Below are 26,241 nucleotides of genomic sequence, written 5' to 3'. Positions count from 1 at the left end.
GGGCGGTGAGTGCCACGCAGGGGCAAACCCGGCCGATTGAAATTCGTAATCATCGGACCATTGACCCCGGGTCCGGAAAGCGCTTACCGTCCCTGCGGATAGACAGCGTGGTCCACAGTGAACAGGAGAAGCGATGCGGAAATCGCGGTGGATCGGCGTGGGACTCACGGTCTCAGCGCTGGTCCTTTCGGGCTGCTCGGCAGGCCCCGCCGGAACGAACGTCGCGCAGGACACCAAGGCGCCACTGGAACTGTGGACCCGGACGACCCCCGGCGGCGCCGGTGAGCAGGCCACGAAGCGGCTCGCGGAAGCCTTCGAGAAGGCCACCGGGTTCAAGGTGCAGGTCACCGCGATCTTCGACGACTTCGAGACGAAGCTCGCCCAGCGCGCCGCCCAGCGCGACCTGCCGGACATCGTGATGAACGACGTCACGCAGGTCGGCACGTTGAAGAGCCAGGGCCTCGTCCGCGAGGTCGAGCAGGGCAAGATCAAGCACGCCTCCGAGCTGACCGAGCAGGCGCTGAAGTCCAACCAGACCCCGGACGGCAAGCTGTACGGCCTGCCCTACAGCGCGCAGGCATCGGCGCTGCTGATCCGCAAGGACTGGCGCGAGAAGCTCGGCAAGAGCGTGCCGCAGAGCTGGCCCGAACTGGTCGACCTCGCCAAGGCCTTCACCACCGGCGACCCCGACGGCAACGGGAAGAACGACACCGCGGGCCTGAACGCGACGCTGTCGACCAAGCGGGGCTACGCCTCCTGGTACTTCTCCAACTTCCTGTGGGCCGCGGGCGGCGACTTCATCACCGAGACCGGCGGCGGCAAGTACAAGCCGTCGATGAGCACGCCCGAATCCGTGGCCGCGATGCAGTGGTTCCGCGACCTCGGCTGCAAGGACAACGTGATCCAGCCCGGTTCGGTCACCATGCCGACCCCCGCCACCAACGAGACCTTCGAAGCGGGCAAGGCCGGGATGTACGTCGTCGGCCCGTATCTGCTGCCGCGGTTCGACAAGGCGCTCGGCAAGGACAAGTACGAGGTCGTCCCGATGCCGAAGGGTGCCAAGAACGCGGACGTGCTCGCCGAAGGGCTGTCGATCTACATGATGGCCGGTTCGCCGAACCAGGCCGGGCAGGACGCCTTCGGTGACTTCGCGATCTCGACCGACGGCCAGAAGATCGGCATGGAGGGCGACACTGCCTTCATCGTGCAGCTCCCGGTGAACAAGAACGTCGACATCACCCAGGTCCGCCCGGACCCGCGCTGGAAGACCTACGCCGAGATCTACGCCAAGTCCGGCCACTACGCGCCGTCCATCCCGAACTGGACGCCGGTCCGCCAGGACACCGCCGACACGGTCAGCGCGCTCATCGCCGACTGCAAGCTCGACCTCAAGGCCGAACTGGCCAAACTCGACACCAAGCTCACCGCGACCTTGCAGCAACAGGGGATCAGCGCGTCATGACCGTAGATCACGCCAAGCCGGCGGCCGTCGGCGCGGACCGTCCCGCCCCCCGGCGGGCGCCCGCGCCGAAGGCCCGCGGGCGCAGCGACCGCGACGGGAAATGGTGGACGCCGTGGCTGTTCCTGGCCCCCGCCCTGATCCTGTTCGTGTACTTCAAGTTCATCCCGATGATCACCGCGGTGACGATGTCCTTCCAGGACGTCCAGCCGTACCTGGGCAACCAGTGGGTCGGCGGGCAGAACTACGGCACCGTCCTCGGTGACGAGGCGTTCCACTCCGCCATCTGGCACACCGTGATCATCGCGGTCGGGCAGACGGTCGGATCGATGGTCATCGGCCTCGCGCTCGCCCTGCTGATGGAGGGCCAGAGCAAGCGGCTGAAGTTCCTGCGCTCGGCGGCGTTCCTGCCGGTGGTCGTGCCGATCGCGGTGGTCGCCGAACTCTGGCGGATCATGTACCACCCGACCGAGGACGGGATGCTGAACTCCATCCTCGGCCTGGTGGGGCTGGGCCCGTCGGGCTTCATCAACGATCCCGACACCTCGATGGTCTCGGTGATCATCACCGGCATCTGGCGCGGCGCGCCGTACGACATGATGATCTTCCTCGCCGGACTGGCCGGGATCGACCGCGGTCTCTACGAAGCGGCCACTGTGGACGGTGCCTCCCGCTGGCGCAAGATCCTCCACGTGACGCTGCCGGGCCTGCGGTCGGTGTTCTCGATCCTGTTCGTCCTCGCGGCGATCCGCGGCCTGCGGGTGTTCACCGAGGTGTTCCTGCTGACCAACGGCGGGCCGAACGGCTCGACCGAGGTGGCGATGACCCTGATCTACAAACTCGGCCTGGAACAGAACCGGCTGGGCGTCGGCGCGGCGGGAGCGGTCCTGCTGTTCCTCGCGACGCTCGTGCTGACCCTGTTCGTCCAGGTGCTCCGACGGAGGCGAGACGCATGACCGCGGCCAACGATTCGGCACTCGGCCTCGACGCCGTCAAATCGCCGGGCGGACGGATCCTCAAGTTCGTCCTGTACGCCCTGCTGCTCCTGATCTTCGCCGGACCGCTGCTGGCCCTGCTGGTCAGCGCGTTCAACGACGTCTCCGATCCGACGGCGCTGAGCGTCGTCCCGTCGAGCCCCACCCTGGACAACTTCGGCATCGCCTTCGACCTCGGCGTCGGGAAGTACCTGCTCAACTCGTTCCTGGTGGTCGGCTTCGGCCTGCTGCTGCAGGTCATCGTCTCGGTGCTGGCCGGATACGCGTTGGCGCGCAAGAAGTTCCGGTTCATGACCTTCGTGCTGGTCGCGATCCTGGCGACGCTGATGCTGCCGGAGGAGATCCTCGCGATCCCGCTCTCGCTGATCCTGTCGGACCTTCCGGTGGTGCATTTCAACCTGATCGGCAGTCTCGCCGGGATGATCGTGCCGCTCGGCGCCTGGGCCTTCTCAATCCTGGTGATGACCGAGTTCATGAAGGACGTCCCGCGCGAACTCGAAGAGGCCGCCCGGATCGACGGCGCCGGAGATCTGCGGATCTTCGCGCAGATCATCCTGCCGATGTGCAAACCCGCGCTCGGCGTGATCGGCGTCTTCGGCTTCACCATGATCTGGGACCAGTACCTGCTGCCGCTGCTGGTGTCGACCGACGCGTCGACCTACACCCTGCCGCTGGCCCTGCGGACACTGCGGATCGACACGAACGTCACGCCGGGCGTGATCATGGCCGCGTCGCTGCTGGCGCTGCTCCCCTCGGTCGCCGCGTTCCTGTTCTTCCAGCGTTCGTTCGTCCGCGGGCTCGCCTCGGGCGCGCTCAAGGGCTGACCCACCATCTCAAGGAGCGATCCTGTAGTGAGTTCCACCGCCTGGTTCACCCACGACCGGTTCGGGATGTTCGTCCATTGGGGACTGTATTCCCTCGCCGCCCGGCACGAATGGGTGCAGAACCGCGAAAAACTGACCGACGAGCAGTACCGCGTCTACTTCGACCACTTCGAGCCGGACAAGTACGACCCGCGTTCCTGGGCGCGGGCCGCGAAGGCCGCGGGCATGACCTACGTCGTGCTCACCACCAAGCACCACGACGGTTTCTGCCTGTGGGACAGTGATCTCACCGACTTCAAGGTGACGAACACGCCGTATGGCAAGGATCTGCTCGGCCCGTTCGTCGACGCCTGCCGCGAAGAAGGCTTGAAGGTCGGCTTCTATCACTCGCTGATCGACTGGCACCACCCGGCTTTCCCCGTCGACGGCACCCATCCCCGCCGTGACGACGCGGAGTACATCGCCGCGCACCAGTACGCCGACATCGCCGAATACCAGCTCTATCTCCACGGCCAGGTCCGCGAACTGCTCACCCGCTTCGGCACGATCGACTACCTGTTCTTCGACTTCTCGTACCAGGGCCGCAAGGAATGGTGGGGCGGCAAGGGACCGGACGACTGGGACTCCCCCGGCCTGCTCGCGCTGGTCCGTGAACTGCAGCCCGGCATCCTGGTCAACGACCGCACCGGCATCCCCGGCGACTTCATCACCCCGGAGCAGTACCAGCCGTCCGGGCCGATGACCCGCGACGGCGTCCCGGTGGTGTGGGAGGCGTGCCAGACCCTCAACGGCAGCTGGGGTTACGACCGCGACAACTTCGACTACAAGAGCCCCGAACTGCTCATCCGGATGCTGGTCGACGGCGTGTCCAAGGACGGCAACCTGCTGCTCAACGTCGGGCCGAACGGCCGGGGCGAGATCGACCCGCGAGCGCTCGAAGTGCTCGCGGAACTCGGCCGCTGGATGGACCGGCACGAACGCTCCATCCGCGGCTGTGGCCCGTCGGCGTTCACCGCGCCCGCGGACTGCCGCTACACCCAGCGCGGGGACCGGCTCTACCTGCATCTCTTCAGCTGGCCGATGAACCACGTCCACCTGCCCGGGATGGCCGGGCGAGTGCGCTACGCCCAGCTGCTCGACGACGCCTCGGAAATCCGGCAGGTGCACACCGACCCCGGGCAGACCGCGCAGAACACCCAGATGGGCGGGCAGCCGGAAGGCACGCTCACCCTCAAGCTCCCCATCCGGAAACCGGACACCCCGGTCCCGGTGATCGAACTGTTCCTGAGCACAGAAAGCCCCGCCGCCGAAACCCTCCCCACCGATTGAGCACGGAGGCATCATGGATCGCAGAAGGTTTCTCAGCGGCGCCACCCTCGGCGCCGCGCTGATCACCGTCCCCTGGGTCACCGCGGGCACGGCGTCGGCCAAGCCGAAGGGGTTGTGCGCACTGAGCGTCGGTTCGCTGACCGAACTGCAGAACGCGATCAACCAGGCGGGCCCCGGCACCGTCATCACCGTCACCAACGGCACCTACACCGTGCCGACGGGCAGCCCGATCAGCGTCAAGGGCAGGCGCGGCACCAAGGACCAGCCGATCACCATCGTCGCCCAGTCCCGCGGCGGCGTGACGCTCAACGGTGAGCAGAGCTTCGTCTTCGACGACTCCACCGGTGTCACCATCAGCGGGTTCAAGTTCCGCCAGAGCACCACGCTCGAGATCCCGGCGAACTGCTCGCGGATCCGGCTGACCCGCAACGACCTCCAGTTCGCCGACATCACCGACCTGGACTGGGTGATGGTCCGCGCCGACAACAGCAAGATCGACCGCAACCACTTCCACCACAAGACGACACTCGGCGTCATGCTCTGCATCGAGGGTGCGGACGAGGACAAGATGGCCGTGGACGTCGAAGTCTTCCGGAACTACTTCTCCGACCACACCTTCCCCGGTGACAACGGCGGCGAGCCGATCCGGCTCGGCCTCAGCCCGCGTGCGCTCAGCACCGCCGGCGCCAAGGTCGAGTTCAACCTCTTCGAACGGGCGAACGGCGACCCGGAGGCGATCTCGATCAAGTCGTCGGGCAACTTCATCCGCAACAACACCATCCGGAACAGCCTGGGCGGCATCGTGCTGCGCCACGGGAACAAGACCGTCGTCGACTCCAACTTCATCCTCGGCGGCAAGGAAGGCATCCGGATCTACGGGAACGACCACAAGATCGTCAACAACTACGTCGCCGGCCTGTCCGGCAGCGCGCTGGTCGTGGGCAGCGGCTCCGTCCGGGACCACTTCCCGGGTGAGTCCAAGGAATCCCGGCGCGGCAACGACGCGGCGGACCGCGTGCTCATCGCGCACAACACGCTGCTGAACAACGGCGGCACGCTCGCCGGCGAGACCAAACGGACGATCGAACCGCGTGACTGCACGATCTCGGACAACATCTTCGTCGGCGGCAACGGCGATCTGGTCGCGATGAGCACCACGGGCAACTTCACGTGGTCGGGCAACATCCTGTGGGGTTCGGGCGGGGACGGCAACATCCCGGCAGGCACCTTCCGCCGGATCGACCCGAAGCTCGTGCAGGGCAGCGACGGTATCTCGCGGCTCGCCGCGGGCAGCCCGGCGATCGACGCGGCGACGCTGACCACCGCGCCGACCACCTTCGACCTCGACGGCCAAGCCCGCGGCAGCCTGCGCGACGTCGGAGCGGACGAGTACTCGACGGCCGCCATCGCCAACCGGCCGCTCACCACCGCGGACGTCGGACCCGGCGCCCCGTAGCCAGGCGGTCAACATCACAGCCGGGCTCACACCGGCGGCCGTCCCCGCCGGTGTGAGCCCACCGCACCCCCGAGGAGGAACCATGGCGCAGCGCGCCGCGGGGTCGGCCACCTTGGCCGACGTCGCCCGTGAGGCGGGAGTGTCGCTCGCGACCGCGTCGAGGGCGCTCAACGGCGGGACCAGGCAGGTCAGCGGCAACCTGCGCGAATCGGTGCTGCGGGCCGCGGAACGGCTGCGGTACACCGCGAACGTGCCCGCGCAGGCGATGGCGCGCGGCCGCGGCAACGTCGTGGGGCTGCTGGTGCACGACATCGTCGACCCCTACTTCTCCTCGATCGCTTCCGGGGTCATGCGCGTGGCGGCCCGGCACGGGCTGACGGTCACCATCGCGAGCACGGAAAACCGGCCGGAGAAGGAACTCGAATACGTCACGACGTTGCGCGGGCAACGGGCGCGGGCGGTCATCCTGGCCGGTTCGCGCAACGAGGACAGTGCCCTGCAACGGAATCTGACCAAGGAACTCAAGGCGTTCGAAGCCGCCGACGGCCGCGTGGTGGTGATCGGGCAGCGGAAACTGCCGTTCGACACGGTCATGCTGGAGAACCGGCCGGGCGCCGCCGCCCTCGGCGAACAACTCGCCGGGCTCGGGCACCGCGATTTCCGCGTCCTCGCCGGACCGCCGGGACTGCTGACCTCGCGCGATCGCGTCCTGGGCTTCCGCGACGGGCTCGCCGGTCATGGCGTTTCCCTTCCCGAAACCCAGGTCCTGCACGCGGAATTCACCCGCGACGGCGGCTACGCGGCGATGGTGCGGGCGCTCGAAGGCGGGTTCCGCCGCGGCTGCGTCTTCGCGGTCAACGACGTGATGGCCGTCGGCGCGATGGCCGCCTGCCGCGACCGCGGGGTGGAGGTGCCGTCGCCCATCGCGGTCGCGGGGTTCGATGACATCATCACCTTGCGCGACATCAGGCCTTCGCTGTCCACCGTGCGCGTCCCGATCGAGACGATGGGGGAACAGGCGCTCGACTTCGTCCTCGCCGACCGCGCGGGCAGCCCTCGCGTCAAACCGGTCACCGGCGAGGTCGTGCTGCGGGAAAGTACACAACTGCTGGAGGAACGATGATCCGCCCTGGACTGTGTTCGGTGACGCTGCGACGGCTGGACGCCGACGAGGTCGCCCGCCGTGCCGCGGAAGCGGGTCTGCGGGTGATCGAGTGGGGCGCCGACGTCCATGTGCGCCCCGGCGACGACTGGGCGGCCGACCGCGCGCTCGAAGCCATGGCACGGCATGGGCTGACCTGCGATTCCTATGGCTCCTACTTCCGCGCCACCCCGGTGGAGGCCGGGAAGTTCGGCGACATCGCCGCCACCGCGGTCCGGCTCGGCGCCACCAGGATCCGGGTCTGGGCGGGCAAAGCGGGCTCGGCGGACGTCGACCCCGAGGAGCGGGAGCAGATCGTCACCGGTCTCCGCGAGGCCGCCGACGTCGCGAACGAACACGGTCTCGAAGTCGCGCTGGAGTTCCACGGCGGGACCCTGACCGACACCGCCGAATCGACCGTGCGGCTGCTCGACGAGGTCGGCCGCGACAATCTCGGCACCTACTGGCAACCGCCGCAGGACCTGCCGGACGAACCGGCGCTGGCGGGACTCGAACTCGTCCTCGACCGGGTCCGCGCGGTGCACGTCTTCTCGTGGTGGCCCAGCAACGAGCGGCATCCCCTGACCGCCAGGGCGGAGCTGTGGACGCGGGCGTTCGCGCTGCTCGCGAACACCGGGCGGCCGCTCGACGCGCTGCTGGAGTTCGTCCCGGACAACGATCCCGCCCTGATCCCGGGCGAGGCCGACTCCCTCCGCAAGCTGATCGAGGCGGGCGCGTGAGGTTCACCGAAGCCGACCGCCTGCTGTTCGCGGGCGATTCGATCACCGATTCCGGTCGCGACCGCGAGGATCCCGCGTCACTGGGCAAGGGGTACGTCCGGCAGATCGCCGACCGCCTCGGCGAGGGCCCGGAGGTGCTCAACAAAGGCCTCAACGGCAACCGGATCTACGATCTGGAGGCCCGCTGGACCACCGACGTCCTCGCGTTCCGGCCCACCGTGCTGACCGTGAAGATCGGCATCAACGACACCTGGCGGACGTTCGACCGCGGCCTGCCGAGCCCGGTCGGGAAGTTCCGCGCCGCCTACTCCCGGCTGCTGGCCGGTGCGCGCCAGCACCTCCCGGCCGAGCTGTACGTCATCACGCCGTTCCTGCTGCCGGTCGAGCCGGAACAGCACGAATGGCTCGACGATCTGGCTCCCCGGATCGAGGTCGCGGTCGACGTGGCCACGGAGTTCGGCGCTCGCCTGGTGCGCGCGGATCTGTTCATGCCCCGGGCGGCGGAAGAACACGGGGCCGCGACGCTGGCCCCGGACGGCGTCCACCCCAGCCCGCTCGGTCACCGCCTGCTCGCCGAGGCCTGGCTCGCCGCGGCCGGTGCTCCGGTCGAGGGGGTCCCGCTCTCCTGACGGATACAGTTGCCCTGGTGAACCTGAATGCCATCGGATCCGTGTGCACTGCAGGAGATCAGGGGGCGGCGTGACACGTGAAGGTGAGCTCGTCGCCGGCCGGTACCGGCTGGAGCGCAAGGTCGGCCGGGGCGCGATGGGCGTGGTGTGGCAGGCGCGGGACGAACGGCTCGGCCGGACGGTCGCGGTCAAGCAGCTGCTGCCGGGCACCGTGCCGGACGACGCCCCGTTCCGCTCGATCGTGCGCGCGATGCGGGAGGCGCGGGTCGCCGCGAAGCTCAAGCACCCGCACGCCGTCACCGTGTACGACGTCGCCGAGCAGGACGGGACCCCGTTCCTGATCATGGAGTTCCTGCCGTCGCGGCCGCTCACGGACCTGCTCGCGGACGAAGGGCCGCTCCCGGCGGGACGGGTGGCGGAACTCGGCGCGCAGATCGCCTCGGCGCTGGCCGCCGCCCACGCGGACGGGATCCTGCACCGGGACGTCACCCCCAACAACGTCCTGATCACCGAGGACGGGCGGGCGAAGATCGCCGACTTCGGGCTGTCCCACGCCGCGGGCGAAGGGACCATGACCGGCGGCGGGCTCGTCGTCGGCACTCCGGCGTTCCTCTCCCCCGAGGTCGCCGACGGTGAGGAACCCGGCTATCCGTCGGACGTGTTCTCCCTCGGCTCGACGCTCTACACCGCGCTCGAAGGCGCGCCGCCGTTCGGCACCGACGGCAACCAGATCGCGCTCCTCAAACGGGTCGCCCGCGGCGAGATCACCGCGCCGCGGAACTCCGGCCCGCTCACGGACGTCCTGCTGCGGCTGCTGCGGCACACGCCCGGGGAACGGCCGGACATGGCCGAGGCGGAGCGGATGCTGGCCGCGGTCGCCGAGGGCCGTCCGGCGGTTCTCGCCGGTACGAAACGACTTCCCGCGCCGACCGGCCGTTCGAAGCTGCCGCTCGCCATCGGTGCTGGTGTGGCGGTGGCCGGTGCTGTCTTGGCGGGAATCCTTCTGTTCGACGGCGGCCCGGCCGAGAAACCCGTGGCGGCGCCGCCCGTGCCGGGGCAGAGCACCACCGTCGAGCGGCCGGTGTGCGAGGCGCGCTACGAGGTGACCAATCGCTGGCCCGGCGGGTCGGAGATCCGGGTCTCCGTGCGGAACGCGAAGGACACCCGGCTCACCGGCTGGGAGGTCAGCTGGACCATGCCGCCGGGAACCCGCATCGCCAATCTGTGGAACGGTTCCCTGGCGCAGGACGGCGACCGCGTGCGAGTGTCCGAACTGGACTGGAACGCGGTCCTGCCCGCGGGCGGGACGACCACCTTCGGCTTCATCGCGACCACCGACGACGGGGGCGGGACTCCGCCGGTCGCGGAGTGCCGCAGCTCCTAGCGGCCCGGCCGACTCCGAAGAAATGTGACACAACTCACGTCTGATTTGTCCGATTACCGGGTCCCTCCGCACCGGCATGCTGCGAGCGCGAAGCACTCGACAGCAAGGAGAAACGCGTGGACGACGACCAGGCGAGCACACCGCGGTTCCCGATGGCACGCGCGGCGAACTGCCCCTTCGACCCGGCACCGGAACTGACGCGGCGAGCCGAAGAGGCCCCGGTGTCACGGGTGAAGCTGTGGGACGGCGGCACGCCGTGGCTGATCACCCGGTACGAGGACGTGCGCACGGTACTGGCCGATCCGCGGGTCGGCGTCGACCCCGGGCGACCCGGCTTCCCGCACACCAACGCGGTGAGCAAGGCACGCGACACGGCGATGAAAACGCTGATGCAGCTGGACCCGCCGGACCACACCGCGCAGCGGCGGCTGCTGACGCCGGAATTCACGGTCAAGCGGATGGAGGCGCTGCGGCCCCGGATCCAGCGGATCGTCGACGACCTCATCGACGGGCTGCTCGACGGTCCGAAGCCGGTCGATCTGGTGGCGGAGTTCGCGTTGCCTGTCCCTTCGCAGGTGATCTGCGAACTGCTCGGCGTGCCCTACGCCGACCGCGGCTACTTCCAGGGCGTGGCCCGCACCCTCGTCATGGACGAGCCCGATCCCGGACGGGCCATGGCCGCGAGCGAGGAGCTGAACGCCTATCTGGAAGACCTCGTGGCCGAAAAGAACGCCAGGCCCGGCGAGGATCTGCTCAGCACGCTGGCCGTCGGGCAGTTCCGGACCGGCGCGATGACCTCGCGGGAGATCGCCACGGCGGGCCAGCTCCTCCTGGTGGCCGGGCACGACACCACCGCGGCCATGATCGCGCTGGGCACGGCCGCGCTCCTGGCGAACCCGGAGCAGCTCGCGCTGGTCCGGGACGACGCCACGCGGGCGGCGGGCGCGGTGGAGGAACTCCTGCGCTACTTGTCCCTCACCCACACCGAAGCGCGCCGCGTCGCGCGGGAGGACCTGCAGATCGGCGGGAGGCTCATCCGCGCCGGGGAGGGCATCATCGCGGTGAAGAACACGGCCAACCGGGACCCGGCCGCCTTCCCCGACCCGGACACCGTCGATATCCGGCGCGACGCCCGCCACCACGTCGCCTTCGGTCACGGCAGGCACCTGTGCCTCGGCGCCCCACTGGCCAGAGTGGAACTCCAGGTCGTCTACGGCACGCTCTTCCGGCGCATACCGACCCTGAAATCGGCCGTACCGCTGGAAGAACTGCCGTTCGACGAGAACGCGATCTTCTACACGGTGCGGGAGCTGCCCGTCACCTGGTGACCCCGCGAGCCGCGCCGGGCGGTCGATTCCCGCGCGTTCAACCGCACGGGCACCTCGATCCGGCGCGGCTCGCCCTCCGGCGCCACCCCCTCGACGAGGTCCATCAGTGCGGTGGCCGCGCGGGAGCCCACTTCGCGGGGATGCACGAACATCCCGGTCACCTGTGGCGAAGTGAGCCGGAGCGAGCCGCTGTCGACCGCGCTGCAGATGCCGAGTTCGGCGGGCACCGCGAGCCGACGGCGGCGGGCCTCGTGGAGGACGCCGAGCGCGAGGTTCTCCGACGTCGTGAAGACGGCGTCCGGGCACACCGGCCGGTCGAGCAGCCTGCCCAGTGCCGCCGCGGTGCCTTCGGTGGTCGGTGGTTCGTCGATCTCGGCGACCACCGGCTCCAGGCCCCGGTCCCGAGCCCAGCCGGTGTACCCCGCGACGAGATCGGCCGCGTAGGAGCGGCCGGTGTCGGTGGTGATCATCGCCGGCCGCTCATATCCGTTGTGCGCCAGGTGATCCAGCATCAGCCGGGCGGCCGCGACCAGGTCGTTGTCGACGACGACCGGGACGGGGCACGGCGCCGCCAGCGGGCGGCCGGTGGTGACCAGCGGCCGGTCGCGGCACCAGCCGGTGGCGAAGAACGGCTCGTCACCACGGGGATCGACGAGGATCGCGCCGTCGACGGCGAAGGCGTTCAGCCTGTCGAGGTCCGCGTCGGCCGGTGTGAGCAACAGGCCGTACGAGCGTTCCGACGCGGCTTCGGCGGCGCCGTTGAGGACCTCGAGGAAGTAGTCCGAGTTGGGCACGAGGGCACAGGCACTGCTCGCGTCGACCGAGTTCGCGAGCTGGATCGCCAGGGTGCGGCTGCGCCGGGTGACCAGTTGCCGCGCGTGGACGCTGGCCTGGTAGCCGAGGTCGGCGGCCGCCCGCGCGACGCGGCGCCGGGTGTCCTCGGAAATCCGTCCCTGGCCGTTGAGCACATGGGACACGGTCGTGATCGACACCCCCGCCGCGGCGGCGACGTCACGGATGGTCGGCGACACTCAGGCCTCCACGGGCGGTCCCCAGACGCGGTTCGGCCGGTCGGTGTCCAGCCGGTAGTCGGTGACGTGGGCGGCGCCCAGCCTACGGCCGAGGTCCGCCGCCGCCTCCAGCGGCCGCGCGGGATCCCGTTCCACCTCGCCCCGGCTGTTGCCGACGCCGACCACGATCCCGGCGAGGTCCTGGCGCAGGTACCGGGTCAGTTCCTGGAACTGGGCTTCCAGGCCGAGCGTCGCGCCGCGATAGCTCTCCTCACACGAGATCACCACCGCCGCGCGTTTGTTCATCAACCCGGGCACGACCTCGCCGGTATGCGGCGAACTTCCCGAGGTGTGACAGAAAAGCCGGTCGAAGAACGCTTTGAGCCGCCCGGTCATGCCGTACCAGTGCAGCGGCGTCGCGTACACGATCGCGTCCGCCGGGAGCACGTGGTCGAACAACAGCCGCTCGTAGCCGTCCCCGATGCCGCACGAACGATCGCTCAGACGGCAGCTGCGGCAATCCCCCAGCGGCGCTTCGACGAAATCGGCGAGGTGGACGAAGTCGATCGTGTGCCCCGCCTCCTCCGCGCCCTTGGCCAGCGCTTGGGCGAGGGCCCAGGAATTGCCTTCACGACGTGGGCTCGAACTGAGCACCAGGATCTTCACACGGATCTCCCCGGAGAGACTGCAAAAACGCTTTTGCAGTCTCTCCGGGGAGGATTCACCTGTCAAGCGATCAGGGTCAGCCGACCTTGGCTGCCGCCGCGAGGATGACCTCCGCGACGACGTCCGGCCGCGACACCGACACGGCGTGCGAGGCGTCGACCCGGGTGACCTCCGAACCGGCGCGCTCGCTCATGAACTCCTGCGCGGCGGCGGGGATGGCGTGGTCCTGCCCGGCGACCAGCGCCCAGGACGGCAGGGTCTTCCACGCCGGCTCGCCGTCGAACGGGGTCGCCAGCGCGCGCTCGGTGACCGGGCGCTGGGTGACCGCCATGACGGCGGCCGTCTCGGCGGGGACGTCGGCCGCGAACACGTCCGAGAAGTTCTCGGGCTTGATCGACAGCTCACCCTGGGCGGCGAGGACGTTGGTGGTGTCCGGGCCGAGCTTGCCGCCCTCGAACCGGCCGGACAGTTCGAACACGCTCTCCCCCGCCTCCGGCTGGAAGGCGGCGATGTAGACGAGCGCCTTCACGTTCGGCGCGGTGGCGGCCGCGCGGCTGATCACCACGCCGCCGTAGGAATGCCCGGCCAGCACCACGGGACCGGACACCCCGTTGACGACATCGGCGACGTAGTCCGCGTCGGACTCGATCCCGCGCAGCGGGTTCGACGCCGCGAGCACCTGATAACCCTGCTCACGCAGCTTCGGGACGACGCCGTTCCAGCTGGACGAGTCGGCGAAAGCACCGTGGACCAGGACGATGGTGGGCTTCTGGACGCTCATGGTGGCTCCTTCAAAGCTAGGGAGAACGATCGGTCTTTCTGCTTGAACAATGCTCGATCCGGAGGCCTTCCGCAACGTGACGAAGGCGACCTCGCGGAATGACCGTTCTTTCTCTAAGGTTGGGGAATGCCGACTGTCGACCGGGGCGTACACCCGAAGGTCCGGCTGCTAGAGACCGCTTCGCGGCTGTTCTACGCCGAAGGCATCCACGCCGTCGGGGTGGAGCGCCTGGTCTCCGAGGCGGCCGTGACCAGGGCGACCTTCTACCGCCACTACCCCACCAAGGACGACCTCGTCGCCGCGTACCTGAGCATCACGAGCGAGCGGATCCGCGAAGGCGTCCACGCCGTGACCGAGGACAAACCCGCCCGTGAAGCGCTGCTCGCCGCACTGGGCATCATCGGCGACCGGACGCTGGACGACGACTTCCGCGGCTGCCAGTTCCTCAACGCCGCCGCCGAATACCCCGACCCCGCGCACCAGGTCCGCCAGGTGATCGACGACCACCGCGAGTGGTTCTTCGGCGCGCTCCGGGACCTGGCCCGCGACGCGGGACATGCCGATCCCGACCACGCCGCCCGCACCCTCGTCCTTCTCCGCGACGGCGCGTTGCACGGCGGGAACCTCGACGACGCCGAAACCGTCCGCGCCACCTTGCGGCGTGCCGTGACCGACGTCGTCGGCTGACTCCCGGTCCCGCCATATCCTTTCCGGCGTCGTCGTCACGCACGAGACATTGCGTCTTCTCGACGGTCGTAACAAGTGCTACCTTCGCGGAAGGGGGCACGGCCGGACCGAGGAGCGGCGACGATGAGGCTTTCTCCCAGCGCGCACGCCGACCCGTTCTGCCGCGACCGGCTGCCTCCCGAAGACCAGTGGCCCGTACTTGAGTTCGAACTCCCGGAACTGCGGTATCCCGCCAGGCTGAACGCCGCCACGGCGCTGCTCGACGAGACCGTCGCGCGTTTCGGTCCGGACCGGCCTTGCCTGCTGTCAGCCGCCGAAACGTGGACATACGGCGAAGTCCTCGCCCGCGCCAACCGCATCGCCCATGTCCTGACCGCCGACTTCGGTGTGGTGCCCGGAAACCGGGTGCTGCTGCGCGGCACCAACACGCCGTGGCTCGCGGCGGCGTGGCTGGCCGTGCTCAAGGCGGGCGCGGTGGCCGTCACGACCATGCCGATGCTGCGCCGAGCCGAACTCGACAAGATCGTGGACCGCGCGCGGCCCACGATCGCCCTCTGCGACGAACGCCTGCTGGACGAACTCCCGCCCGGTCTGCCTGTCGTGTCCTACGGACCGGACCTCGCCGCCCGCGCGGCACGGCATCCGGCGACTTACGCCGACGTCCGGACCGCGGCCGACGACGTCGCCCTGCTCGCCTTCACCTCCGGCACGACGGGATCTCCGAAGGCGACGATGCACTTCCACCGCGATCTGCTCGCGATCGCCGACACGTTCTCGCGGCACGTCGTGCGGCCGGCGTCCGGCGATCTCTTCAGCGGCACGCCACCACTGGCCTTCACCTTCGGACTCGGCGGGCTGCTGGTGTTCCCGTTGCGCGCGGGAGCGGCGACGCTCCTGATCGAACGCGCGACACCGGCGGAACTCGCCGCCCTCGTCGCCGAGAAGGACGTGACCGTCCTGTTCACCGCGCCGACCGCGTACCGGGCGATCCTGAACTCCGGCGATGGGCGGCTCCTGGCCGGGGTGCGCCGCGCGGTCTCGGCGGGCGAGTCGCTGCCCGCCGCCGTGGCCGAGCGGTTCCGGGAGACCGTCGGAAGGCCGCTCATCGACGGCCTCGGCAGCACCGAGATGCTGCACGTCTTCATCTCCGCGGCGGACGAGGCGGCCCGGCCCGGCGCGACCGGGAAGGTGGTGCCCGGCTACCGGGCCGCCGTCCTGGACATCGACGGCACACCGGTTCCCGACGGCACACCCGGCTTTCTCGCGGTGCGCGGCCCCACCGGCTGCCGCTACCTGGACGACCCGCGACAGCGCGACTACGTGCGCGACGGCTGGAACATCACGGGCGACACCTACGTCCGGGACGCCGACGGCTACTTCAGGTTCGTCGCGCGAAGCGACGACATGATCATCTCGTCCGGCTACAACATCGCCGCGCCCGAAGTCGAGGAGGTCCTCCTCACCCACCCCGACGTGGCCGAATGCGCGGTGGTGGGGACGCCGGACCCGGACCGCGGTTCGGTCGTGACCGCCTTCGTCGTGCTCCGGCCGGGGATTCCGGCGGGCCCCGCCGTCGCCCGCGCGCTGCAGGACCACGCGAAGGCGACCGCGGCGCCGTACAAGTACCCGCGGCGTGTCCGGTTCATCGACGCGTTGCCGCGTAACGCGAGCGGGAAGCTGCAGCGGTATCTGTTGCGGTCCTCCGGCTGAGCCGCTTCAGCGGTGATCGTCAGTCCTCGTTCCCGCGCCGGCCGAGCGCGTGGAACAGCGCCGTGGCGAGGACGAGGCCTTCGCGGGCGATACCGGCGAGCAGATGCTCGTCGGGCGCGTGCTGGAGGCAACCGGGATAGGAATGCGGCACCCACAGAGTCGGCAGGCCGAGGATGTCGGTGAACACGTGATTCGGCAGACCGCCGCCGAAACTGGGCAGGATCGCGACCGGCCGGTCGGAGACCTCGTCGAGCACGCCCTTCGCCCAGCCCACCCAGGGGTCGTCGACCGGCGTGCGGCTGGCCCGGAAACTGCCCTCCGCGGTGACGTCGACCATCGAAAAGCCGTGCACGGCAAGGTGTTTCGTGATCTCGTCCGCCACCGCGCCGACGTCGGTGCCCGCGACGTACCGGAGTTGCAGCATCGCGCGGGCGCGGCCGGGGATGGCGTTGACGGGCCGGTCGATGTCCGCGGCCCCCAGTGAAAGGACTTCGAGCGTGTTCCAGCCGTACAGCCGCTCGGCCACGGTCAGCCTGGTGTCGCCCCAGCCCTCGTCCGGCGCCGGATCCCCGGGCCCGTTCGCGATCTCAAGGCCGGCGAGGGCTTCACGGACGCTTTCGGGAAGCTCGGGCGGCAGGAGTCCCGGCACCTGGATGCGGCCATGGCCGTCGACGAGACAGGCGATGGCGCCGGCGAGGGTGGTGGCGGGATTGCGCAGCACGCCGCCCCAGTTCCCCGAGTGGTAGGCGTCGGGGCGCAGATCGACGTCGAGGGTGATGCGGACACTGCCGCGCGCGCCGAGGAACACCGTCGGCGTCGCGGCGTCCAGCCGGGGGCCGTCGGAGGCGATGAGGAGGTCCGCGCGCAGCGCATTCCCTTGCGTCGCAACGAATTCGTCGAGCCCCGGGGAGCCGATCTCCTCGCCGGTCTCGAACAGGAACTTGAGGTTGAAGCCGAGGGAACCCTGTTCCGCCAAGAGGAACCGCAGCGCGGTCAGGTTGACCAGGTGCTGTCCCTTGTTGTCCGCCGCGCCGCGGCCGTACCAGCGCTCGCCCTCGGCGGTCAGCGTCCACGGGTCCCGGCCTTCGCTCCACCGGCCCTCGTGCCCGTCGACGACGTCGGCGTGCCCGTAGCACAGGAGGGTCGGCAGCTCCGGGGACTCGATCCGGGTGCCGATCAGGAAGGGGCCGCCCGCCGGGTCGGGATTGGGATGGGTCGTCACCGAGCAGCCGAGCGCGGTGAGCGCCGGGGTCAGCACGTCGTCGAGGTATGCCTTGATGGCGACGCGCCCGTCCGGATGGTCGCTCACGGTCGGATACCGCACCAGCTCGGCCAGTTCGGCGAAGAAGGCGCCCGAGTCGACGTGTTCCCGGGCCTTCGAAACCAGTTCTGCGGGGACTGCCACGTGTTCTCCCGATTCGCTCGCCGAGTGTTTCCGAGGAGCGTAAGCCGGTTTCCCACCTTGCGGTTCACCGCGCTCCTGACCTCCCTGGTCGAGCCGTTTGCCGCTTTACAACGTTGTATCAACGATGTAAAAAGACTCCGACGGCTTGCCGTGGCCCGCCTCACACCGGTTCCCCCGGCCGCGGCTGCCCCCGGAGAAGGGTGTCGAGCAGATGTTGTCAACGTTGTCACCTCATCGTCCCCGACCCAGATCCCGCGGTGCCACGCGGTTTCGGAAGTCACTGGCCACCGCGGTCGCGGTGGTCTCCGCCCTGGCGGTGACGTCGGGATCCGCGACGGCGGCGGAGAGCGGCTGGAAGCTGGGCAAGCCGCGCCTGACCACCCCGTGGACGAACCAGGTGTCCCCCACCAACGCGTTGCCCGAATACCCGCGGCCTCAGCTGGTGCGCGAGAATTGGCAGAACCTCAACGGGGTCTGGGAGTTCGCCGGCGCGGCTCCCGGCGAGGTCCCGCCGTTCGGCGAGCGGCTCGCCGAACGGGTCCTGGTCCCCTACCCCATCGAATCGGCGCTTTCCGGTATCCAGCGGCACGAAGACCACATGTGGTACCGGCGCACGTTCACCGTGCCGAAGAACTGGCATGTCGGCAAGGGCAACACCCTCCGGATCAACTTCGGCGCCGTCGACTACCAGGCGAAGGTCTACGTCAACGGCAAGGAGGTCGCCGCGCACCAGGGCGGCTACGGCGCGTTCTCCGCGGACGTGACGTCGGCGCTGAAGCCACAGGGAGAGCAGGAGATCATCGTCGGCGTCGAGGATCGCGCCGACGCGACCTGGCAGCCCGTCGGGAAGCAGCGCCTGGTCCCCGACCGCGGGATCTTCTACGAAGGCGCCTCCGGCATCTGGCAGACGGTGTGGATGGAGCCGGTCGCGGACCGGCACGTCGGCACGCTCGGCATGGTCCCCGACCTCAAGTCGTCCGCGCTCAAGCTCACCGTCGGCACCGGCGGGAGCGCCGGGCTGACCGTCGAGGCCGTGGTCCGCGACGGCAAGAAGGTGGTCAGCCGCACCAAGGCGCCCGCCGCCGGGACGATCTCGCTGCCGGTGCCCCAGGCGAAGCTCTGGTCGCCGGACTCGCCCTTCCTCTACGACCTCGACGTCGAGCTGCAGGACGGCCGCCGCACCGTGGACAAGGTGTCGTCCTACTTCGGCATGCGGGAATTCGGCGCCACGAAGGGGGCCGACGGCAAGCTCCGGTTCACCCTCAACGGAAAGATCCTCTTCCTGCAGTCCACTTTGGACCAGGGTTACTGGCCGGACGGCGTCTACACCGCGCCGACCGACGCCGCGTTGCGCTTCGACCTCGAACAACACAAGGTCCTCGGGTTCAACACCGTCCGCAAGCACATCAAGACCGAACCCGATCGCTGGTACCACCACGCCGACAAACTCGGCCTGCTCGTCTGGCAGGACATGCCGTCGATGCGCACCGGTGGCCGCCCGCCCGCCGACGCCCAGCGGCAGTTCAAGGCCGAGTTGAAGGAACTGGTGGAGCAGAAGAAGAACTGGACCTCGATCGTCGGCTACGTGCCGTTCAACGAAGGCTGGGCGGAATGGTCGCGCGAGGAGACCGGGAAGATCGCCGACAGCGTCAAGGCCCAGGACCCGACCAGGCTGGTCAACGCGCACAGCGGGGTCAACTGCTGCGATTCCCTCGGTGACTCCGGCAAGGGTGACGTCCTCGACTGGCACGCCTACCCTGGCCCCGCGAAGCCGATGCCCGACGCCAGGCGGATCTCGATCGACGGCGAACACGGCGGCTACGGTCTCGAGGTCAAGGACCACATGTGGTTCGGCGAGGGCCATGCCTACGAGATGGTGAAGGACCAGGCGACCTTGAACAGCCGCTACGTCCAGAACCAGCGTGACGTACTCGCGTCCGCCCAGAGCTGTGGCATCAGCGGCTCGATCTACACGCAGATCACCGACGTCGAGCACGAGGTCAACGGCTTCTTCACCTACGACAGGCAGGTGAAGAAGATGGACTTCGCGCAGGTGCGCGCGGTCAACCAGGCGATCATCCGCAACGCCGACGGCAGCGGCTCCGGCGCGCCCGACCCCGGTCCCGGCACCCCGGGCCTCGACGGCGTGCACGCCTACAAGTTCGACGAAGGCACCGGTTCCCGTGCCGCGGACTCGGTCGGCGACGCGGACGCCACGCTGACCAACGCGCAGTGGGCGGGCGGCGTCGAGGGCGGCGCCCTGGCCTTCGCGGGCAACGGACAGGCCGACACCGGAACGAATCTCGTCGACACGGCGGGCAGCTATTCGGTCTCGGCGTGGGCGAAACTGGACGAGGCGAGCGGAGCGTTCCAGACCGTCGTCAGCCAGGACACCGGCCGCGACAGCGCGTTCTTCCTGCAGTACTCCGGGCAGGACCAGCGGTGGGCGATGAGCTTCGTCGGTCTCCGCGCCCTGTCACCGGAGAAGCCGGAAGCCGGCCGCTGGTACCACCTGACCGGGGTCCGCGACGCCAAAGCGGGCACGTTGGCACTCTATGTCGACGGCAAAAAGGTCGCCTCGCAGAACGCCTGTTCCGCCGCGCGCAGCACCGGCCACACGGTGATCGGCCGCGGTCAGTACGGCGGTCAGCAGGTCGACTTCCTGCGCGGGGCGGTGGACGACGTCCGGCTCTACGACCGGCCGCTGTCCGACGCCGAGGTCGCGACGCTCGCGAAGCGGGACTGAGCGGTGAGCGCGGCGCCGAGGCCTCCCTCGGCGCCGCGCGTTCAGCACGAAGGAAGATCCCGAAACCGCGCGAAACGAGAAGACTGACGACGGGTTTCCGTGATCGTCCGCATGGAGGGGTCGAGTTGAAGGTCATCGCCATCGAGGAGCATTTCACCCACCCGTCCTTGTACGACGAGGAAGGCGAAGGGGAACTGGGCGACCACCCGATCATGGTGGGCATCCGGAAGAAGCTCCGTGACCTCGGCCGGGGCAGGATCGCGGAGATGGACGCGGCCGGGATCGACGTCCAGGTCCTCTCGCACGCCGTCCCCGGCGCCGAGGCGCTGAAGCCGGAGGAGGCGCATCGGGCGAGCCAGGCCAACGACGCGCTCGCCGACGCGATCTCCCACCATCCCGGCCGGTTCGCCGGTTTCGCCGCGCTCCCGGTCCAGGCCCCCGACGCCGCGGCCGACGAACTTCGCCGCGCCGTGGAGGAACTCGGGCTGAAAGGCGCGATGCTCAACGGCCTCACCACCGGCCGGTTCCTCGACGACGCCGCGTTCCAGCCGGTGCTCGCCGCCGCCGAATCCCTCCGCGTCCCGCTCTACCTGCATCCGGCGCTCCCGCCGAAACCGGTGCTGGACGCCTACTTCTCGGGCCTTTCCGAGCTGCAGGCCGGCAATCTCGCCACCGCCGCCTGGGGCTGGCATTCGGAGACCGCGCTGCATCTGCTGCGGCTCATCGTTTCCGGGGTCCTCGACGAGTACCCGGATCTGCAGCTCGTCATCGGCCACATGGGCGAGATGATCCCGTTCGCGCTGTCGCGGATCGACACCGTGCTGACGCCGATCAACGAGCACCTGCGTCAGCCGGTGGCGGACTACTTCAAGACCAACGTCCACATCACCACGAGCGGCTACGCGACGTTCCCGCCGCTGCAGTGCGCGCTCGCGGTGCTCGGGGCCGACCGGATCATCTTCTCGGTGGACCATCCCTACACCCCGAACGAGCCCATGGTGAACCTGCTCAAGACCGCGCCGATCGACGAAGCCGACCGGGAGAAGATCGCGCACGGCAACGTCGAGAAGTTACTGCGGCTCTGAGCCCGCCGGGCCCCACCGCGGTCGGACCGCCGGAGCTCAGTCGGACTTCCTACTTTAGGATGTCCACGGGAGGCTTCATGAACGACGTCCTGCTCTTCGTCCACAGTGGAATCGGCCGGATCACCTTGAACCGGCCGCGTGCGCTCAACTCGCTGAACCACGGCATGGTCCGCGCGATCGCCGGACAGCTCGAGGCCTGGCGTTCCGATCCGGCGGTCCACGCCGTGCTGATCGACGGCGCCGGGGAACGCGGGCTCTGCGCGGGCGGAGACATCCGCGCCATCCACGAGGACGCCAGGGCGGGCGGGAGCGCCTCGTTGCGGTTCTGGGCCGACGAATACCGTCTGAACGCGCTGATCTCGCGCTACCCCAAGCCGTACCTGGCGCTCATGGACGGTCTCGTGATGGGCGGCGGGGTCGGCGTCTCCGCGCACGGCAGCCACCGGATCGTCACCGAACGCTCCCGGATCGCCATGCCCGAGGTCGGCATCGGCTTCGTCCCCGACGTCGGCGGCACGTACCTGCTGTCCCGCACGCCCGGGGAACTCGGCACGCATATCGCCCTCACGGCCGGGTCGATCGGCGGATCCGACGCGATCCACTGTGGACTCGCCGATCATTTCCTGCCCAGCGACCGGATTCCCGAGCTGCCCGACGCGCTCGCGTCCCACGGGCCGGACGCCGCGCTGGAGCTGCTCACCGAACCCGCGCCGCCGAGCGATCTCGCCGCGGACGCCGCGTGGATCGACCACTGTTACGCGGCGGACACGGTCGAGGAGATCCTCGCCCGGCTCCACTCCGCGGGTGGCGCGGCGGCCACCGCGGCCAAGGAGATCGAGGCCAAGTCACCGACGGCGGTGAAGGTGACCCTGCACGCGCTCCGCACCGCGGCGACACTGCCCGATCTGGAATCCGTGCTGGCGCGGGAATACCGCGTCTCGTACCACCTGCTGCGCACGGCCGAGTTCGCCGAGGGGATCCGCGCGCAGATCATCGACAAGGACCGTTCCCCGCGCTGGTCGCCGGCGACCTTGTCCGAAGTGGACGACGCGCTGGTCGGCTCCTGCTTCGCCGATCTCGGCGACGACGAACCGGGGCTCTTCACTCCTGGCCGGTGAGCGTCCGGTACAGCGGCCGCAGCAGTTCGGTGACCGAGGTCCCGTCCACCGTCGCCGCGAGCGGCGGCACCTCCCCGAGCAGCCCCAGCGCCGCCCCGGTCCGAGGTCGTCGCGTGCTCATCCGCGTGACGTCGCCCGCCGGGCCCCAGCCGAAGAAGTCGTCCATGACTTCGGCGAGCCCCGGCGCTTCCGTGTCGGTGGACGGTGCCGTGACCCGGGCGCCCGCCTGGCGCCCGAGGTCTTCGAGCAAAGTGTCCTGGTCACGGCCGCGGAGCGCGAAGATCGTGAACGGATCGGCGTCGTTCTGCTCCGCCAGCGCCAGCAGAGCGGCGACGAGGTGGTCGCACGGGACCCGGGTGCCGGGGCACGTGCAGTCGAGCGACAGTTCCCGCGCCCCCTCGGGGAACAGCGGCACCCGCTCCGCGAAGAAGAAGCGTTCGACATCGTCCGGCACCCGCCCGTCGAGCAGGGCCGCCGTCGTGTCCTCGTCTTCGGCGAAGGCCGCGGTCACCGCTGTCCACACCTGCTTGCCGAAGGTCGGCAGTCCGATGCGGACCTCGTAGAACCGTTGCCGGGTCACGCGTATCCGGGCGACGGCGGCGGCGGGGCCGACCGTGAGCATGTCGACGCGACAGGGCGGGACAAGTCCTTTGTGGACGCCGAGTTCGTCGAGGGCGCGGCGGAACCGGTCAGTCATCGGCCGCCTCCCGTCCCAAGGCGAAGACTTCCCGCAGCGAATCGGCGGACAGTCCGGTGAGCCAATCCTCCCCGTCGGTGACGACGAGTCCGGCCAGTGACTCCTTCTTGGTGATGACGGCGTCGATCCGTTCCTCGATGGTGCCGGGGCAGACGAACTTGCGCACCTGCACGCTCCGCCGCTGGCCGATGCGGAAGGCGCGGTCGGTGGCCTGCTCCTCGACCGCCGGATTCCACCACCGGTCCAGATGCAGGACGTGGGTGGCGGCGGTGAGGGTCAGGCCCGCTCCCCCGGTCCTCAGCGACGCCATCAGGATCGACGGCCCGGTGCCGGACTGGAAATGTTCGACGATCGAATCCCTGCGCTGCTGGGACAATCCGCCGTGCAGGTAGGCGATCTTCGCGTTGAGCCTGGCCGACAGATGCGGCACGAGCAGATGCCCGAACTCGGCGTACTGCGTGAAGCACAGCACGCGGTCACCCGAATCCAGGATCTCGGCGAGGAGTTCTTCGAGCCGGTTGACCTTCCCGGACCGGTTCCCGAGCGGTGAACCGTCGTGCAGCAGATGCGCGGGATGGTTGCAGATCTGCTTGAGCTTGGTGATCGCGGCGAGGATGTTGCCGCGCCGTTTCACCCCGGCGCTGTCGGTGATCTTGGTCATCATCTCGTCCACGGTCGCGCGGTAGAGCGTCACCTGTTCGCGGGTGAGGCGGTACTCCTGGATGATCTCGATCTTCTCGGGCAGGTCGGCGAGCACGGTGGGATCGGTTTTGAGCCGCCGCAACAGGAACGGACGGGTCAGCCGGCGCAGTTCGGTGGCCGCGGCCGCGTCGCCCCGGCGTTCGATGGCCACCTCGAACCGCTCGCGGAACTCCTGTCTGCCCCCGAGCACGCCGGGGTTGAGCAGATCCGACAGCGACCAGAGATCGGCGAGCCGGTTCTCCACCGGTGTCCCGGTCAGGGCGACCCGGTGGCCCGCCGGGATCCGGCGCAGCGCCCGCGCCGGACCGGTGTTCTGGTTCTTGACCGCCTGCGCCTCGTCGAGGACGAGCCGGTGCCACCGGGTGCCCGCGAGTTCGTCGGCGTCCCGGGCGGCGGTCGAGTAGGTGGTGACGACGAGATCGGCGGCGGCGACACGCACGGCCAGCCGGGCACCGTGCTCGCGGGAAGCCCCGTGATGCACGGTGACCCGGAGGTCAGGGGCGAACTTGGCCGCTTCCCGCTGCCACGTCCCGAGCAACGACATCGGGCAGACCAGCAGCGTCGGGCCGACGTCGGCGCGCGCCCGCTCGATCGCTTCGAGCGCGAGAAGCTGCACGGTCTTGCCGAGGCCCATGTCGTCGGCGAGGCAGGCGCCGAGCCCGAGGGAGGCCATGAACGCGAGCCAGGCGACGCCCCGGTTCTGGTACGGCCGCAGGGTCGCCAGGAACGTGGGCGGCGGTTCGACCGGTTCGATGACCCGGTGCACGCGCCCGGCGAGGAAGTCGTCGATCCAGCCGTCGGTCGTCACCTCCGTGACCGGCAGCGGCGCGTCATCGAACCCGTGGAGCAGCGCCAGCATCTCCGCCGGGGTGGGCAGAGGTGGCTTCTCGCGGCCCGGGTCGCGGCGCAGGTATTCGAGGCCGGCACGCAGCAGTTCCGGATCGACGCTCACCCACCGCCCGCGCAGCCGCACCAGCGACGACTTCGCGGCGGCGAGCCCGGCCAGTTCCTCGTCCGTCAGCGCTTCCTCGCCGACGGCGAGCGACCAGCGGTACGAGGCGAGCTGGTGACGGCCGAGGCGGTGCACCGCGGCCTGGTCGACGGGCGCGCCGCGGACGGAGAGCTTGAGCGCGAGCTTCCGCCTGCCGCCCCAGCTCGCCGGGAGCTGGACGTCGAACCCCGCCGCGACCAGTTTTTCGGCACCACCGTCGAGGAACTCCACGGTTTCGGCGACGGTGAGGTCGTAGATGCCCGGTTTCTCGGCCTGGACCGCCGGGCCGAGCATCGGCAGCACCGCCGCGGCCCGGTCCAGTTCGGCGGCGAAAAGGCCTTCCGGGTCGGTGAACTTCGCGCCCGCCTTGCCGGACCAGACGTCTTCGGCCGGGAGCAGGAGGCTGGGATCGGCCGTGGAGCGCAACAAGAACCGCAGCTGCCACTTGGTGCCGTCACCGGTCTGGTCGTCGGGGTCGTCGACGGGCCCGTACAGCGTGGGGACCTCGTCGAGCCGGAGGCAGACGGTGCCCTCGGTGAGGTCGGTGTCGCCGACGGCGTCCCAGGCCGCGATGCCCTCGGCGACGATCCCCATCCGGCCCGGCGCTTGGCTGACCCGGTCATCCGCGCCGGTCAGCGCATGGAGCCACGATCCGAACGGCCCTTCGCGGCCGTCGCTTTCCGTGGCGTGGCCCGCGGCGGCCAGCCGCTCGCGGACGGCGGCGTCGACCAGGGTGCGGAGGGCGTCGGTGACGAGCGCCGCCGGATCCGCTCCGGGATGTTCGGCCCGGCCGACCGGCGGGGTGGCCGCGATCAGGGTCCGGAGCGCGACCGCGTCGCCGCCCCTGGCCACCGGACGCCAGCGTGCTCGCGCCACGATCTCGGTGCGCACGAGGGTGGGCAGCACCCGGCCGCGGCGCACCAGATCGTCCGCCAGCCGGACGACGGCGCGCAGGTGGCGGACGGAAGAGCCGTAGCCGACCGTCTCGGCCAGGTCTTCCAGCTCGGAGGGGTCGATCAGGAGCGCGGGCACCGACCAGGGCTCCAGTGTCAGTTCCCGCTGCGGGCGGCCGCGGACGCCCAGCTCGGGTGAGGCGACCGGCCCGCCGGGCCGCGACGGCAGCAGCAGGACGGCCGACGCGGGCTTGCCGGGATGCAGGGCGGTCAGATCCGCGACCGACGCGGCGAACGGATGCGGCCGGGCCGCGCTCGACGGCCGCATCGACGTCGTCGCCGGGCGGTCGCCGTGCTCGCCCCAGAGCACGATCCCGCGGCCCCGGGACCACAGGCCGTGCACGACGAGTGGCGACATGGTCCTCCTTCCGCGGTCTGGTCCCTCCAGCATGCCCGTGGCCGATC

Annotated in this window: 21 protein-coding genes; 15 read left to right on the top strand and 6 right to left on the bottom strand. The window is 69.8% G+C overall.

Translation table 11 applies throughout. The features are described 5' to 3' along the window. The first annotated feature begins 133 nt into the window (after positions 1–133). The 10 genes from SD37_RS18050 to SD37_RS18005 all read left to right on the top strand — a co-directional run bounded on the left by SD37_RS18050 (position 134) and on the right by SD37_RS18005 (position 11,285). Entirely contained in the window at positions 134–1,462 is a 1,329-nt protein-coding gene (locus SD37_RS18050; protein ID WP_044853007.1) for a sugar ABC transporter substrate-binding protein, read from the top strand. Further along, on the top strand, positions 1,459–2,415 hold the full coding sequence (locus tag SD37_RS18045) for a carbohydrate ABC transporter permease (protein ID WP_065912870.1): 957 nt from the start codon (positions 1,459–1,461) through the stop codon (positions 2,413–2,415). The genes SD37_RS18050 and SD37_RS18045 overlap by 4 nt, the downstream gene beginning before the upstream one ends. Further along, positions 2,412–3,278 (top strand): carbohydrate ABC transporter permease, encoded by an 867-nt coding sequence (locus SD37_RS18040; RefSeq protein WP_044853006.1) that lies wholly within the window; start codon positions 2,412–2,414, stop codon positions 3,276–3,278. Before SD37_RS18045 ends, SD37_RS18040 begins: the two co-directional genes overlap by 4 nt. A 27-nt stretch (positions 3,279–3,305) precedes the next feature. Next, on the top strand, positions 3,306–4,607 hold the full coding sequence (locus SD37_RS18035) for an alpha-L-fucosidase (protein WP_044853005.1): 1,302 nt from the start codon (positions 3,306–3,308) through the stop codon (positions 4,605–4,607). Positions 4,608–4,620: 13 nt separating this feature from the next. Continuing rightward, a complete protein-coding gene (locus SD37_RS18030) occupies positions 4,621–6,063 on the top strand; it encodes a polysaccharide lyase 6 family protein (protein ID WP_044853004.1) in 1,443 nt (480 codons plus the stop codon). Positions 6,064–6,145: 82 nt separating this feature from the next. Continuing rightward, positions 6,146–7,186, top strand: a complete 1,041-nt coding sequence (locus SD37_RS18025; protein ID WP_044853003.1) for a LacI family DNA-binding transcriptional regulator — start codon at positions 6,146–6,148, stop codon at positions 7,184–7,186. Further along, positions 7,183–7,944, top strand: coding sequence for a sugar phosphate isomerase/epimerase family protein (locus SD37_RS18020; protein WP_174567840.1), 762 nt, complete (start codon positions 7,183–7,185; stop codon positions 7,942–7,944). The genes SD37_RS18025 and SD37_RS18020 overlap by 4 nt, the downstream gene beginning before the upstream one ends. Then, complete coding sequence (locus SD37_RS18015; protein ID WP_044853002.1) at positions 7,941–8,573, top strand: SGNH/GDSL hydrolase family protein; 633 nt, start codon at positions 7,941–7,943, stop codon at positions 8,571–8,573. The genes SD37_RS18020 and SD37_RS18015 overlap by 4 nt, the downstream gene beginning before the upstream one ends. A 70-nt stretch (positions 8,574–8,643) precedes the next feature. Next, positions 8,644–9,957, top strand: a complete 1,314-nt coding sequence (locus SD37_RS18010) for a protein kinase domain-containing protein (protein WP_044853001.1) — start codon at positions 8,644–8,646, stop codon at positions 9,955–9,957. Between the two features lie 116 nt (positions 9,958–10,073). Beyond that, a complete protein-coding gene (locus SD37_RS18005) occupies positions 10,074–11,285 on the top strand; it encodes a cytochrome P450 (protein ID WP_083255004.1) in 1,212 nt (403 codons plus the stop codon). On the opposite strand, the gene SD37_RS18000 is transcribed toward SD37_RS18005, so the two are convergent. From SD37_RS18000 to SD37_RS17990, 3 genes are all read right to left on the bottom strand, one after another. Beyond that, on the bottom strand, positions 11,252–12,316 hold the full coding sequence (locus SD37_RS18000) for a LacI family DNA-binding transcriptional regulator (protein WP_044853000.1): 1,065 nt from the start codon (positions 12,314–12,316) through the stop codon (positions 11,252–11,254). The two genes, SD37_RS18005 and SD37_RS18000, sit on opposite strands and share 34 nt — an antisense overlap. Continuing rightward, the gene (locus SD37_RS17995) at positions 12,317–12,961 is read right to left on the bottom strand and encodes a flavodoxin family protein (RefSeq protein ID WP_044852999.1); all 645 of its coding nucleotides are present in this window, start codon (positions 12,959–12,961) and stop codon (positions 12,317–12,319) included. Positions 12,962–13,037: 76 nt separating this feature from the next. Then, complete coding sequence (locus SD37_RS17990) at positions 13,038–13,742, bottom strand: alpha/beta fold hydrolase (protein WP_044852998.1); 705 nt, start codon at positions 13,740–13,742, stop codon at positions 13,038–13,040. Positions 13,743–13,868: 126 nt separating this feature from the next. Here SD37_RS17990 and SD37_RS17985 point away from each other — a divergent pair, with 126 nt between their 5' ends. Together SD37_RS17985 and SD37_RS17980 are read left to right on the top strand one after the other, a co-directional pair. Next, entirely contained in the window at positions 13,869–14,429 is a 561-nt protein-coding gene (locus tag SD37_RS17985; protein ID WP_044852997.1) for a TetR/AcrR family transcriptional regulator, read from the top strand. Positions 14,430–14,552: 123 nt separating this feature from the next. After that, positions 14,553–16,139 (top strand): AMP-binding protein, encoded by a 1,587-nt coding sequence (locus SD37_RS17980; protein WP_044852996.1) that lies wholly within the window; start codon positions 14,553–14,555, stop codon positions 16,137–16,139. Between the two features lie 19 nt (positions 16,140–16,158). Here SD37_RS17980 and SD37_RS17975 read toward each other — a convergent pair whose 3' ends face one another. After that, entirely contained in the window at positions 16,159–17,544 is a 1,386-nt protein-coding gene (locus tag SD37_RS17975; RefSeq protein WP_044852995.1) for a M20 family metallopeptidase, read from the bottom strand. A 211-nt stretch (positions 17,545–17,755) separates the two neighbouring features. Between SD37_RS17975 and SD37_RS17970 the strand changes: the two genes are divergently transcribed. The 3 genes from SD37_RS17970 (at position 17,756) to SD37_RS17960 (ending at position 22,493) form a co-directional block, all read left to right on the top strand. Beyond that, positions 17,756–20,290, top strand: a complete 2,535-nt coding sequence (locus SD37_RS17970) for a LamG-like jellyroll fold domain-containing protein (RefSeq protein WP_418189815.1) — start codon at positions 17,756–17,758, stop codon at positions 20,288–20,290. 125 nt (positions 20,291–20,415) lie between these two features. Continuing rightward, positions 20,416–21,375 (top strand): amidohydrolase family protein, encoded by a 960-nt coding sequence (locus tag SD37_RS17965; RefSeq protein ID WP_044852993.1) that lies wholly within the window; start codon positions 20,416–20,418, stop codon positions 21,373–21,375. A 77-nt stretch (positions 21,376–21,452) separates the two neighbouring features. Next, positions 21,453–22,493: an enoyl-CoA hydratase/isomerase family protein gene (locus tag SD37_RS17960; RefSeq protein WP_044852992.1), complete on the top strand. Its 1,041-nt coding sequence runs from the start codon at positions 21,453–21,455 to the stop codon at positions 22,491–22,493. Here the strand turns inward: SD37_RS17960 and SD37_RS17955 are convergent. Continuing rightward, the gene (locus SD37_RS17955; RefSeq protein ID WP_044852991.1) at positions 22,477–23,190 is read right to left on the bottom strand and encodes an SWIM zinc finger family protein; all 714 of its coding nucleotides are present in this window, start codon (positions 23,188–23,190) and stop codon (positions 22,477–22,479) included. The genes SD37_RS17960 and SD37_RS17955 overlap by 17 nt on opposite strands. Then, entirely contained in the window at positions 23,183–26,194 is a 3,012-nt protein-coding gene (locus SD37_RS17950) for a DEAD/DEAH box helicase (RefSeq protein WP_044852990.1), read from the bottom strand. Before SD37_RS17950 ends, SD37_RS17955 begins: the two co-directional genes overlap by 8 nt. Positions 26,195–26,241 lie beyond the last annotated feature (47 nt).

The organism is Amycolatopsis orientalis, from assembly GCF_000943515.2.
GTDB classification, from domain to species: Bacteria; Actinomycetota; Actinomycetes; order Mycobacteriales; family Pseudonocardiaceae; genus Amycolatopsis; species Amycolatopsis orientalis.
Note: the sequence above shows the minus strand (reverse complement) of the source record. Positions and strands in the feature narration are given on the sequence as shown.